The 10103-nt window shown below is 52.4% G+C and carries 20 protein-coding genes; all 20 read left to right on the top strand.

Annotated features, from left to right (window positions below):
• A partial coding sequence (tuf, locus tag PHACT_RS15705) for an elongation factor Tu (protein ID WP_070119210.1) occupies positions 1 to 1193 on the top strand: 1193 nt, incomplete at its 5' end.
• Between the two features lie 212 nt (positions 1194 to 1405).
• The gene (rpsJ, locus tag PHACT_RS15700; RefSeq protein ID WP_070119209.1) at positions 1406 to 1717 is read left to right on the top strand and encodes a 30S ribosomal protein S10; all 312 of its coding nucleotides are present in this window, start codon (positions 1406 to 1408) and stop codon (positions 1715 to 1717) included.
• 182 nt (positions 1718 to 1899) lie between these two features.
• Complete coding sequence (gene rplC, locus PHACT_RS15695) at positions 1900 to 2553, top strand: 50S ribosomal protein L3 (protein WP_070119208.1); 654 nt, start codon at positions 1900 to 1902, stop codon at positions 2551 to 2553.
• A gap of 6 nt (positions 2554 to 2559) precedes the next feature.
• Positions 2560 to 3180, top strand: coding sequence for a 50S ribosomal protein L4 (gene rplD / locus PHACT_RS15690; RefSeq protein ID WP_070119207.1), 621 nt, complete (start codon positions 2560 to 2562; stop codon positions 3178 to 3180).
• The gene (gene rplW / locus PHACT_RS15685) at positions 3177 to 3476 is read left to right on the top strand and encodes a 50S ribosomal protein L23 (protein ID WP_070119206.1); all 300 of its coding nucleotides are present in this window, start codon (positions 3177 to 3179) and stop codon (positions 3474 to 3476) included. Before rplD ends, rplW begins: the two co-directional genes overlap by 4 nt.
• Before the next feature lie 15 nt (positions 3477 to 3491).
• Positions 3492 to 4322, top strand: coding sequence for a 50S ribosomal protein L2 (gene rplB, locus PHACT_RS15680; RefSeq protein ID WP_070119205.1), 831 nt, complete (start codon positions 3492 to 3494; stop codon positions 4320 to 4322).
• A 24-nt stretch (positions 4323 to 4346) separates the two neighbouring features.
• Positions 4347 to 4622: a 30S ribosomal protein S19 gene (rpsS, locus tag PHACT_RS15675; RefSeq protein ID WP_070119204.1), complete on the top strand. Its 276-nt coding sequence runs from the start codon at positions 4347 to 4349 to the stop codon at positions 4620 to 4622.
• 17 nt (positions 4623 to 4639) lie between these two features.
• Positions 4640 to 4972 (top strand): 50S ribosomal protein L22, encoded by a 333-nt coding sequence (gene rplV / locus PHACT_RS15670; RefSeq protein WP_070119203.1) that lies wholly within the window; start codon positions 4640 to 4642, stop codon positions 4970 to 4972.
• Between the two features lie 9 nt (positions 4973 to 4981).
• Entirely contained in the window at positions 4982 to 5650 is a 669-nt protein-coding gene (gene rpsC, locus PHACT_RS15665; RefSeq protein WP_070119202.1) for a 30S ribosomal protein S3, read from the top strand.
• A gap of 13 nt (positions 5651 to 5663) precedes the next feature.
• Positions 5664 to 6077 carry a 50S ribosomal protein L16 gene (gene rplP, locus PHACT_RS15660; RefSeq protein WP_070119201.1) on the top strand — a complete coding sequence of 138 codons (414 nt, stop codon included), beginning with the start codon at positions 5664 to 5666 and terminating at the stop codon, positions 6075 to 6077.
• Positions 6077 to 6274, top strand: coding sequence for a 50S ribosomal protein L29 (gene rpmC / locus PHACT_RS15655; RefSeq protein WP_070119200.1), 198 nt, complete (start codon positions 6077 to 6079; stop codon positions 6272 to 6274). Before rplP ends, rpmC begins: the two co-directional genes overlap by 1 nt.
• A 2-nt stretch (positions 6275 to 6276) precedes the next feature.
• Positions 6277 to 6555, top strand: a complete 279-nt coding sequence (rpsQ, locus tag PHACT_RS15650; protein ID WP_070119199.1) for a 30S ribosomal protein S17 — start codon at positions 6277 to 6279, stop codon at positions 6553 to 6555.
• 77 nt (positions 6556 to 6632) lie between these two features.
• Complete coding sequence (gene rplN / locus PHACT_RS15645) at positions 6633 to 7001, top strand: 50S ribosomal protein L14 (protein WP_068810485.1); 369 nt, start codon at positions 6633 to 6635, stop codon at positions 6999 to 7001.
• 21 nt (positions 7002 to 7022) lie between these two features.
• Positions 7023 to 7334: a 50S ribosomal protein L24 gene (rplX, locus tag PHACT_RS15640; protein WP_070119198.1), complete on the top strand. Its 312-nt coding sequence runs from the start codon at positions 7023 to 7025 to the stop codon at positions 7332 to 7334.
• 20 nt (positions 7335 to 7354) lie between these two features.
• Positions 7355 to 7924: a 50S ribosomal protein L5 gene (gene rplE / locus PHACT_RS15635; protein ID WP_070119197.1), complete on the top strand. Its 570-nt coding sequence runs from the start codon at positions 7355 to 7357 to the stop codon at positions 7922 to 7924.
• A 1-nt stretch (position 7925) separates the two neighbouring features.
• Positions 7926 to 8231, top strand: a complete 306-nt coding sequence (rpsN, locus tag PHACT_RS15630) for a 30S ribosomal protein S14 (protein ID WP_070119196.1) — start codon at positions 7926 to 7928, stop codon at positions 8229 to 8231.
• Between the two features lie 15 nt (positions 8232 to 8246).
• The gene (rpsH, locus tag PHACT_RS15625) at positions 8247 to 8642 is read left to right on the top strand and encodes a 30S ribosomal protein S8 (RefSeq protein WP_070119195.1); all 396 of its coding nucleotides are present in this window, start codon (positions 8247 to 8249) and stop codon (positions 8640 to 8642) included.
• A gap of 38 nt (positions 8643 to 8680) precedes the next feature.
• The gene (gene rplF / locus PHACT_RS15620) at positions 8681 to 9214 is read left to right on the top strand and encodes a 50S ribosomal protein L6 (RefSeq protein WP_070119194.1); all 534 of its coding nucleotides are present in this window, start codon (positions 8681 to 8683) and stop codon (positions 9212 to 9214) included.
• An 11-nt stretch (positions 9215 to 9225) separates the two neighbouring features.
• Positions 9226 to 9576: a 50S ribosomal protein L18 gene (gene rplR, locus PHACT_RS15615; RefSeq protein ID WP_070119249.1), complete on the top strand. Its 351-nt coding sequence runs from the start codon at positions 9226 to 9228 to the stop codon at positions 9574 to 9576.
• Between the two features lie 12 nt (positions 9577 to 9588).
• Positions 9589 to 10098 carry a 30S ribosomal protein S5 gene (gene rpsE / locus PHACT_RS15610; protein ID WP_070119193.1) on the top strand — a complete coding sequence of 170 codons (510 nt, stop codon included), beginning with the start codon at positions 9589 to 9591 and terminating at the stop codon, positions 10096 to 10098.
• The last annotated feature ends 5 nt before the right edge of the window (positions 10099 to 10103 follow it).

Here is a 10103-nt window from a genome sequence, read left to right as displayed (position 1 = left end):
TGGCGAAGGGTAAATTTGAACGTAATAAAACACACGTCAACGTTGGCACAATTGGTCACGTTGACCATGGTAAGACAACGCTGACAGCGGCTCTGACACGTGTCTGTGCAGAGATCTGGGGTTCAGGTGAAGCGCGTGCATTCGATCAGATCGATAACGCACCGGAAGAGCGTGAGCGTGGTATCACGATCTCCACAGCGCACGTTGAATACGATTCGCCGAAGCGTCACTACGCGCACGTTGACTGCCCTGGTCACGCTGACTATGTGAAGAACATGATTACCGGTGCTGCGCAGATGGACGGCGCAATCCTGGTGGTATCAGCCGCTGACGGCCCCATGCCGCAGACGCGTGAGCACATCCTGCTGTCACGTCAGGTGGGTGTACCTTACATCGTTGTGTTCATGAACAAAGCGGACATGGTTGACGATGCCGAGCTGCTCGAGCTGGTAGAGATGGAAGTGCGCGAGTTGCTGGATCTGTATGACTTCCCGGGCGACGACACGCCAATCATCATCGGTTCTGCGCTGAAGGCGCTGGAAGGTGATGCGTCTGATATCGGCATGCCTGCGGTACAGAAGCTGGTAGAGACACTGGACGAGTACATTCCTGATCCGGTGCGTGACATTGAGAAGCCGTTCCTGCTGCCAATCGAGGACGTATTCTCGATCTCAGGTCGTGGTACGGTTGTGACCGGTCGTGTAGAGCGCGGTATTGTGAAAGTTGGCGACGAGATGGAAATCATCGGTCTGAAAGACACCGTGAAGACAGTTTGTACCGGTGTTGAGATGTTCCGCAAGCTGCTGGACGAAGGTCGTGCTGGTGAGAACGTGGGCGTGCTGCTGCGTGGCACCAAGCGTGAGGACGTGGAGCGTGGTCAGGTACTGGCCAAGCCGGGTTCAATCACGCCGCATACCAAGTTTGAAGGCGAAGTGTACGTACTGAGCAAGGAAGAAGGCGGTCGTCATACACCGTTCTTCAAAGGTTACCGTCCACAGTTCTACTTCCGTACCACTGACGTGACTGGCGCGGTAGAGCTGCCAGAAGGCGTTGAGATGGTCATGCCTGGTGACAACCTGAAGTTCCTGGTGACGCTGATTGCACCGATCGCGATGGACGAAGGTCTGCGTTTTGCGATTCGTGAAGGCGGCCGTACCGTGGGCGCTGGCGTTGTATCCAAGATCTTGGAGTAATATCGCAGGTGTTTGGCGAAGAGGCGGCCCCAGGCCGCCTCTTTTGTAGATGGGAGCGGGTTAGAAGAATAACGGATAGTTGAGAGTTTTGCTTGACACCGGAGTGCTTCAGCCTTAGAATTCCGCTTCCTTTTTTCCGGTCCCGAAAGTGTTTTTAGGGACGGTTCAAGAAGTAACTGTTTAATTTAAAAAGTTTTTGGAGAGCAGAGTAGATGCAAAGTCAGCGTATCAGAATCCGGCTTAAAGCCTTTGATCATCGGCTGATTGATCAGTCTACTCAGGAAATAGTCGATACTGCCAAGCGGACAGGTGCGCAAGTGCGTGGCCCCATCCCTTTGCCGACGAACAGGGAGCGCTACACCATATTGATATCGCCGCACGTAAACAAAGATGCGCGCGATCAGTATGAAATCAGAACGCATAAGCGTCTCCTGGATATCGTAGAGCCAACAGAAAAAACAGTGGATGCACTGATGAAACTGGATCTGGCGGCAGGTGTTGAAGTGCAGATCAGTCTTGGGTAAGGGCTGAATATTCCAGAATTTTTGTGTTAGGCCGGTTTGTTTAAATTGATGCGAGAAATGGTTCAGTGGTTTAAAACTGATAACAGCTAGCTCAGGGGGCAGATAGTGTCCCACAGCAAACATGGTGTAATGCGATAGCAGCCATAGCGGGTTCAAGCCCCGTACACGATGAGGTTCAAAAAATGTCGATTGGTTTGGTCGGTCGAAAGAGCGGCATGACCCGTGTATTCACTGAAGCCGGAGAGTCTATCCCGGTAACAGTGGTAGAGGTCAGCCCCAACAGAATTACTCAGCTTAAAACTGAGGAAGTGGATGGCTATAGCGCTGTTCAGGTAACAGTTGGTGCGCGCAAAGCGTCCCGTGTTACCCGTTCGCTTGCCGGTCACTTTGCCAAAGCGGGTACCGAGGCAGGCGAAGGCCTGTGGGAGTTCCGTGCGGCCCAGCAGGAGCTTGCCGATTTTACAGCCGGCGGCGAAATCACAGTTTCCCTCTTCGAAGCTGGCCAGAAAGTTGACGTCACTGGCACGTCCAAAGGTAAAGGCTTCGCCGGTACCATCAAGCGTCACAACTTCAGCATGCAGGATGCCACTCATGGTAACTCGCTCTCGCACAGAGCGCCTGGTTCCATTGGTCAGTGTCAAACCCCGGGTCGTGTCTGGAAAGGCAAGAAAATGGCCGGGCACATGGGTGACGTGCGCGTGACAACACAGTCACTGGAAATCGTACGGGTCGACACTGATAACAATCTGTTGCTGGTCAAGGGTGCTATTCCTGGTGCTACTGGCTCCAGAGTGGTAGTGCGTCCTTCTGTCAAATCAGCCGGATCCAAGGGGTAATCAGCGATGGAACTTAATCTCGCAAAACCCGGTAGCCAGGCCGGTAACGGAACAGTCTCGGTATCTGATGAGACTTTCGGTAAAGAATTCAATGAAGCGCTGGTTCACCAGACAGTTGTCACCTACATGGCTGGCGCTCGTCAGGGTACTGTGCAGCAGAAAACACGGTCGGATGTTCGAGGCGGTGGCCGCAAGCCATGGCGTCAGAAAGGTACTGGCCGCGCGCGTGCTGGTACAACCCGCAGCCCGATCTGGCGCTCCGGTGGTGTTACATTTGCCGCGCGTCCTCAGGACCACAGCAAAAAGCTGAACCGCAAAATGTATCGCGGTGCCATGCGTTGCATCCTGTCCGAGTTGCTGCGTCAGGATCGACTGATCATTGTTGAGCAGTTTGCGCTTGATTCTCACAAAACCAAGGATCTGGCCAGCAAGCTGAAAGAGTTTGCACTGGATAACGTGCTGATCGTTGCCGAGGAAGTGGCAGAGAACCTGTATCTTGCTGCGCGCAACCTGCACAACGTTGATGTGCTGGATGTTGCCGGTCTGGATCCGGTCAGTCTGATTGGTTTCGAGAAAGTGATGATGACTGTGCCTGCACTCAAAAAAGTTGAGGAGATGCTGTCATGAACCAGCAAAGACTGTATTCGATTATTGTTGGTCCTCACGTGTCTGAAAAAGCGGCAATCATGGCTGAAGGTCACAACCAGGTAGCGTTTGTCGTTGCCAACGATGCGACCAAGCCAGAGATTCGCGAAGCAATCGAGACACTGTTTAAAGTGACTGTTGAAGAGCTTCAGGTGCTGAACGTCAAGGGTAAAACCAAGCGTACAGCCCGCGGTAAACTGAGACAAAAATCTAACTGGAAAAAGGCTTACGTTAAGCTCGCGCAAGGTCAGGAAATCGACTTTGCGGACATGGCGTAAGGAAGGGTCGCGGTTATGGCAGTTGTAAAATGTAAACCCACCTCGCCGGGGCGCAGGTTCGTCATCAAGATTGTGAACCCTGAGCTGCACAAGGGTGAGCCGTACGCTCCTTTGTTGGCAAGCAAGTCCAAGACCGGTGGTCGTAATAATGCAGGTCGAATTACGCGTCGTCACGCGGGTGGTGGCCACAAGCAGAAATACCGGATTATTGATTTCCGTCGCGACAAGGACGGAATTGCGGCAACGGTAGAGCGCCTGGAGTACGATCCGAATCGTACCGCCAACATTGCTCTGTTGCTGTACGCCGACGGCGAACGTCGTTACATCATCGCGCCGGCCAAGGTCAGTGCTGGTGACTCCCTGGTGTCAGGCAATGAAGCGCCGATCAAGACAGGTAACTGTCTGCCGCTGCGCAACATTCCGCTGGGCAGCACAGTGCATTGCGTAGAGCTCAAGCCAGGCAAAGGTGCGCAGATTGCACGAAGCGCAGGCGGTTCAGCTCAGCTGGTGGCCCGTGAAGGTGCTTACGCAACATTGCGATTGCGCTCTGGTGAAATGCGTAAAGTGCTGGCTGATTGCCGCGCAACGCTGGGCGAAGTCTCGAATTCCGAGCACAGCCTGCGATCATTGGGTAAAGCCGGTGCAACGCGCTGGCGCGGTATTCGCCCGACGGTACGTGGTGTGGTAATGAACCCGGTAGACCACCCGCACGGTGGTGGTGAGGGTCGTACCTCCGGTGGCCGTCATCCTGTAACACCATGGGGCAAGCCGACCAAGGGTTACAAGACCAGGACAAACAAGCGTACTTCCAACATGATCGTACGCCGCAGAAATGCAAGCCGATAAGGCCTGATAACAGAGGAAATAAAAGTGCCACGTTCACTGAAAAAGGGTCCTTTCATAGACCTTCATTTAATGAAAAAAGTGCAGGCAGCGCGCGATTCCAATGACAAGCGTCCGATCAAAACCTGGTCACGCCGCTCAATGGTATCTCCGGATATGCTTGGCCTGACGATCGCCGTGCATAACGGTCAGCAGCATGTGCCCGTGTCTATTTCCGAGGACATGGTTGGCCATAAGCTGGGCGAGTTCTCGGCGACACGGAATTACCGTGGCCACGTTGCAGACAAGAAAGCCAAGCGCTGATTAGCGGGGATAATGAGATGGAAGTTGTAGCAAAATTGCGCGGCGCTCGGCTCTCTGCCCAGAAGGCAAGGCTGGTAGCTGATCAGATTCGAGGCAAGGCGGTTGAAGAGGCTCTTCAATTGTTGACCTTTAGCCCCAAAAAGGGTGCAGAGATCATCAAGAAGGTGCTGGATTCAGCGATTGCCAATGCTGAGCATAACGAAGGGGCGGATGTGGATGAGTTGAAAGTCTCCACTATCTTTGTAGATGAGGGTATGAGCATGAAGCGAATTCGTCCGCGAGCCAAAGGCCGCGCCGACCGCATCGTCAAGCGTACCTGCCACATCACCGTAAAAGTAGCCGATAAGTAGGAGATCAGGATGGGTCAGAAAGTACATCCAACCGGAATTCGGCTTGGTATAGTTAAAAAACACACTTCAGTATGGTTTGCTGAAGGTAAAAATTATGCTGAGCATTTGCTGGTAGACCTGCAGGTTCGTGCTTACATCCGCAAGCAGCTTGCCAATGCATCTGTATCCCGGGTTGAGATTGAGCGTCCTGCACAGACTGCCCGCATTACCATTCACACTGCCCGTCCAGGTATCGTGATTGGCAAGAAAGGCGAAGACGTTGAGAAACTGCGTAATGCCCTGATCAAAAAGATGGGTGTTCCGGTTCACATCAACATCGAAGAAATTCGTAAGCCTGATCTGGATGCCCAGTTGGTCGCTGACAGTGTTGCGCAGCAGCTTGAGCGTCGTGTCATGTTCCGACGTGCGATGAAGCGAGCGGTGCAGAACGCCATGCGCCAGGGCGCTGAAGGTATCAGGATTCAGGTAGGTGGTCGTCTTGGTGGCGCAGAGATCGCGCGTTCCGAGTGGTACCGCGAAGGCCGTGTACCTTTGCATACTCTGCGAGCGGATATCGATTACGCGGCGTCCGAAGCAGCCACAACTTACGGGATTATTGGCGTGAAGGTCTGGATTTTCAAAGGTGAAATCCTGGATCTGCAGGAAGCCTTTGTGGCTCCCCAGAAAGCGTCCAAGTAGAGGATAGGCCAAGATGTTACAACCAAAGCGTACCAAATTTCGCAAGATGATGAAGGGCCGTAACCGCGGACTCTCTCATCGCGGTAGCAAGGTGGATTTCGGCGAATTCGGTCTTAAGGCCGTCTCACGTGGTCGTTTGACCGCGCGTCAAATCGAATCCGCTCGTCGTGCCATGACCCGTCACGTTAAGCGTGGCGGTAAAATCTGGATTCGTGTGTTCCCGGACAAGCCAATCACCCAGAAGCCTCTCGAAGTGCGTCAGGGTAAAGGTAAGGGTAGCGTAGAATACTGGGTAGCTCTGATTCAGCCAGGTCGCGTGATGTTCGAGATCGAGGGTGTTGATGAGGCGCTGGCGCGCGAAGCGTTCCAGCTGGCGGCTTCCAAGCTCCCGTTTGAGACCACTTTTGTTAAACGGACGGTGATGTAATGAAAGCCAATGAATTGCGTGAAAAATCCGTTGCGGAGCTCAATGAACAACTCAACGGCCTGTATCGTGACCAGTTCAACTACAGGATTCAGAAGCGGACAGGACAACTCGGGCAGTCGCACCTGCTGTCAGCTGTTAAGCATGATATAGCCCGGGTTAAGACGATCATTACTGAAAAGCAGAAAAGTGGATCCTGATTATGTCGCTTAATGAAACTAACGAAACAAAAACCGGGCGCCTGGTGTCCGGTAAAGTCGTCAGCTCAAAGATGGACAAGTCCATTGTTGTGCTGGTTGAGCGTCGGGTGAAACACCCGGTGTACGGCAAATATATTACACGCTCTTCAAAACTCCACGCGCATGACGCGAACAACGAGTGTAAAGAAGGCGATAAGGTTACTGTTAAGGAAGTCAGACCGATGTCAAAGACCAAAACCTGGTCATTGGTATCGATTGATGAACGAGCTACGCAGATCTGATTCTGGCAGTAAATTGGTTTTTGGCGCCATTTGGCGTTGTTGCTAAAGCGACAGTTTAAAGGGTTCGGAGAGAATCGATGATTCAGGTACAGTCATATTTAGATGTGGCAGACAACAGTGGTGCCAAACGAGTAATGTGTATCAAGGTGCTCGGCGGTTCGCATCGTCGTTATGCCCGCATCGGGGATGTCATTAAAGTGACAGTGAAGGAAGCGATTCCCCGAGGCAAGGTGAAGAAAGGCCAGGTGCTGTCTGCCCTGGTTGTTCGCACCAAGAAAGGTGTTCGCAGAAGCGACGGTTCACTTATCAAGTTTGATGATAACGCTGCGATTCTGCTCAATAATCAGCAGGCGCCCATCGGGACGCGTGTGTTCGGGCCGGTGACTCGAGAACTTCGTAACGAGAAGTTCATGCGAATCATCTCCCTGGCACCCGAAGTGCTGTGATAGAAATCGAGGCCGCGAAATATGCGTAAGATCAAATGTAACGATGAAGTGATAGTCATCTCCGGCAAGGACAAGGGCAAGCGTGGTACGGTGTCCCGTCTGGTCGGCGAAAACAAGGTGATTGTCGGTGGTATCAATATTGTGAAGCGTCACACCAAGCCTAACCCCAATGCGGGTGTGACTGGTGGGATCGTGGAGAAAGAGGCTGCGATGGATATTTCCAATGTAGCTATCTTTAATCCGGAAACCAGCAAAGCCGATCGCGTTGGCTTCCTGGTAGAAGACGGAAAGAAAAAGCGGATTTTCAAATCCTCTAACAAAGTCATTGATTAACGGAAACTCAGGTCGCCAACATGGCTCAGTTGAAAGAATTTTACAAAAGTGACGTAGTGCCCACACTGACCAAGCAGTTTGGGTTTGATAATCCTATGCGCGTCCCCCGCATCACCAAAGTGGTGTTGAATATGGGCGTGGGCGAGGCTGTGGGCGACAAGAAATTGCTCGACAATGCCTTTGCTGACCTGACCATGATCAGTGGTCAGAAGCCGGTTATCACCAAGGCACGCAAATCCATCGCAGGTTTCAAGATTCGTGCGGGCTGGCCAATTGGCTGTAAAGTCACGTTGCGCGGCGAGCGCATGTACGATTTCCTGGACCGTCTGGTTGATATCGCGATACCGCGTATCCGGGATTTCCGTGGTTTGAACCCTAAGGCCTTTGATGGCCGTGGCAACTATGCCATGGGTGTGACCGAACAGATCATTTTCCCGGAAGTGGAATATGACAAGGTAGATAAGCTGCGCGGTCTGGATATCACCATTACCACGACAGCACAGAATGACGAGGAAGGCCGGGCACTGTTAACTGCCATGCGTTTCCCGTTCAAAGTACAGGCAGAGAAGTCTGCCGCGAAGGAGTCTTGAGATGGCTAAATCTTCAATGATTGCACGCGAAGAAAAGCGCACCCGTACGGTAGCCAAGTATGCGCAAAAGCGCGCTGCCCTGAAGGCGATTCTTGCTGATGTGAATGCCAGCGATGATGAAAAATGGGAAGCACAAATAGCATTTCAGAAGTTGCCACGTGATGCCAGCCCGGTTCGACAGCGTAGACGTTGTCAACTGACCGGTCGTCCTCACGGGGTATACCGCAAGTTCGGAATGTGCCGACACAAGCTGCGTGAAGCAGCCATGCGTGGCGATGTGCCTGGACTGACAAAGGCGAGCTGGTAAGCGGAGAATTTTATTATGAGTATGTCAGATCCAATTGCAGATTTGTTGACGCGTATCCGAAACGCACAGATGGCACGCTTGCCCAAGATGAGCTGCCCGTCCTCGAAGTTGAAAGTGGCTATTTGCCGTGTACTTCAGGATGAAGGTTACATCACTGGCTTCGATGTTCAGCAGCACGGCACCAAGCGTGAGCTGACCGTTGACCTGAAATACTTCCAGGGCAAGCCCGTGATCGAAGAGATCAAACGTGTGAGCAAGCCTGGCCTGCGTCAGTACAAAGGCAAAGAAGAATTGCCACGCAACCGTCAAGGTCTCGGTATCGTTATCGTCTCCACAAATCAGGGGCTGATGACAGAGAAGCAGGCCCGTTCCGCCGGTGTTGGCGGGGAAGTTTTGTGTACCGTATTCTGATACACACAATTCTTAGACACAGTATATAGAGCACGATTATGTCCAGAGTAGCGAAAGACCCGATTACATTGCCGAAAGGTGTAGAGACGGCGATTGCTGGAAGCGCAATTACCGTTAAAGGTAGCAAAGGCAGCCTGAACATCGACCTGCACAACGATGTCGACATTAAACAGGATGGCAACGTTCTGCAGCTGTCGGCCAAAAATGGCTCGCGTCAGGCAAATGCCCTGGCGGGAACATTTCGCGCCCTGATCAACAACATGGTTGTGGGTGTGAGCGAAGGTTTTCAGCGCAAGCTGCAGCTTCAGGGCGTTGGTTATCGTGCCAAGGCCCAAGGCAAAACACTGAATATTACGGTTGGTTATTCTCATCCGATCGATTACGAACTGCCTGAAGGCGTTACGGCGGAGACACCGACTCAGACCGAGATCGTGTTGAGTTCCTCCGACAAGCAATTGCTTGGCAAAGTAGCGGCAGACATTCGTGATTTCCGTCCGCCAGAGCCCTATAAAGGCAAAGGTATTCGATACGCGGAAGAGAATGTTTACAGAAAAGAAGCGAAGAAAAAATAGGGCGTGACATGATGAATGTGAAAAAGCAGGCTCGTATTCGTCGCGCACGACGAACCAGAGCAAAGATAAGTGAGCTGGGTGTTAACCGCTTGTGCGTCTACCGCACACCGCGCCATATTTATGCACAGATTATCTCGGCAACGGGTGATCAGGTATTGGTAAGCGCGTCGACGGTTGAGAAAGATATGCGCAGCGGCGCCACAGGTAATGTCGAAGCAGCCAGCAAGATCGGGAAACTGATTGCTGAACGGGCCAAGAAGGCCGGCTTGGATAAAGTGGCATTTGATCGTGCCGGTTATAACTATCATGGTCGCGTAAAGGCTTTGGCTGATGCGGCACGTGAAGGCGGCTTGGAATTTTAAGGGTTAAAGAATATGGCAGCTAGAGACGAGGCGAGAAAGAACGAAGAAGGTTTACAGGAGAAGTTGATCCAGGTAAATCGTGTCGCCAAGGTGGTGAAAGGTGGTCGAATTTTCGCCTTTACTGCATTGACTGCGGTCGGTGATGGCAATGGTCGTGTAGGTTTCGGTCGTGGCAAGGCGCGTGAAGTGCCGCTGGCTATCCAGAAAGCGATGGAAGCTGCCAGAAGAAACATGATTTCTGTGTCCCTGGACGGCAACACACTGGAGTATCCGGTGAAGGCGCGTCACGGAGCGTCAAAAATTTACATGCAACCAGCTTCTGAAGGTACCGGCATCATTGCTGGTGGCGCAATGCGCTCTATCCTGGAACTGGCCGGCATTCAGAACGTACTGGCCAAGTGCTATGGCTCGACTAACCCGGTTAACGTGGTTAACGCGACATTCAAAGGCCTGAAAACAATGCGTGCTGCCGAAAGTGTTGCGGCAAAGCGTGGCAAAACACTTGAAGAGATCCTGGGTTAAGCAGC

The sequence above is a fragment of the Pseudohongiella acticola genome, from assembly GCF_001758195.1.
Classification (GTDB): Bacteria; Pseudomonadota; Gammaproteobacteria; order Pseudomonadales; family Pseudohongiellaceae; genus Pseudohongiella; species Pseudohongiella acticola.
The sequence above is the reverse complement of the archived record's forward strand: the minus strand, read 5'-3'. Positions and strand labels throughout refer to the sequence as shown.

Bases quoted from the DNA above. Each gene is read 5' to 3' on its own strand.
- rpsJ (WP_070119209.1), top strand. From the start codon at position 1,406: ATGCAAAGTCAGCGTATCAGAATCCGGCTTAAAGCCTTTGATCATCGG.
- rplC (WP_070119208.1), top strand. From the start codon at position 1,900: ATGTCGATTGGTTTGGTCGGTCGAAAGAGCGGCATGACCCGTGTATTC.
- rplD (WP_070119207.1), top strand. From the start codon at position 2,560: ATGGAACTTAATCTCGCAAAACCCGGTAGCCAGGCCGGTAACGGAACA.
- rplW (WP_070119206.1), top strand. From the start codon at position 3,177: ATGAACCAGCAAAGACTGTATTCGATTATTGTTGGTCCTCACGTGTCT.
- rplB (WP_070119205.1), top strand. From the start codon at position 3,492: ATGGCAGTTGTAAAATGTAAACCCACCTCGCCGGGGCGCAGGTTCGTC.
- rplV (WP_070119203.1), top strand. From the start codon at position 4,640: ATGGAAGTTGTAGCAAAATTGCGCGGCGCTCGGCTCTCTGCCCAGAAG.
- rpsC (WP_070119202.1), top strand. From the start codon at position 4,982: ATGGGTCAGAAAGTACATCCAACCGGAATTCGGCTTGGTATAGTTAAA.
- rplP (WP_070119201.1), top strand. From the start codon at position 5,664: ATGTTACAACCAAAGCGTACCAAATTTCGCAAGATGATGAAGGGCCGT.
- rpmC (WP_070119200.1), top strand. From the start codon at position 6,077: ATGAAAGCCAATGAATTGCGTGAAAAATCCGTTGCGGAGCTCAATGAA.
- rpsQ (WP_070119199.1), top strand. From the start codon at position 6,277: ATGTCGCTTAATGAAACTAACGAAACAAAAACCGGGCGCCTGGTGTCC.
- rplN (WP_068810485.1), top strand. From the start codon at position 6,633: ATGATTCAGGTACAGTCATATTTAGATGTGGCAGACAACAGTGGTGCC.
- rplX (WP_070119198.1), top strand. From the start codon at position 7,023: ATGCGTAAGATCAAATGTAACGATGAAGTGATAGTCATCTCCGGCAAG.
- rplE (WP_070119197.1), top strand. From the start codon at position 7,355: ATGGCTCAGTTGAAAGAATTTTACAAAAGTGACGTAGTGCCCACACTG.
- rpsN (WP_070119196.1), top strand. From the start codon at position 7,926: ATGGCTAAATCTTCAATGATTGCACGCGAAGAAAAGCGCACCCGTACG.
- rpsH (WP_070119195.1), top strand. From the start codon at position 8,247: ATGAGTATGTCAGATCCAATTGCAGATTTGTTGACGCGTATCCGAAAC.
- rplF (WP_070119194.1), top strand. From the start codon at position 8,681: ATGTCCAGAGTAGCGAAAGACCCGATTACATTGCCGAAAGGTGTAGAG.
- rplR (WP_070119249.1), top strand. From the start codon at position 9,226: ATGAATGTGAAAAAGCAGGCTCGTATTCGTCGCGCACGACGAACCAGA.
- rpsE (WP_070119193.1), top strand. From the start codon at position 9,589: ATGGCAGCTAGAGACGAGGCGAGAAAGAACGAAGAAGGTTTACAGGAG.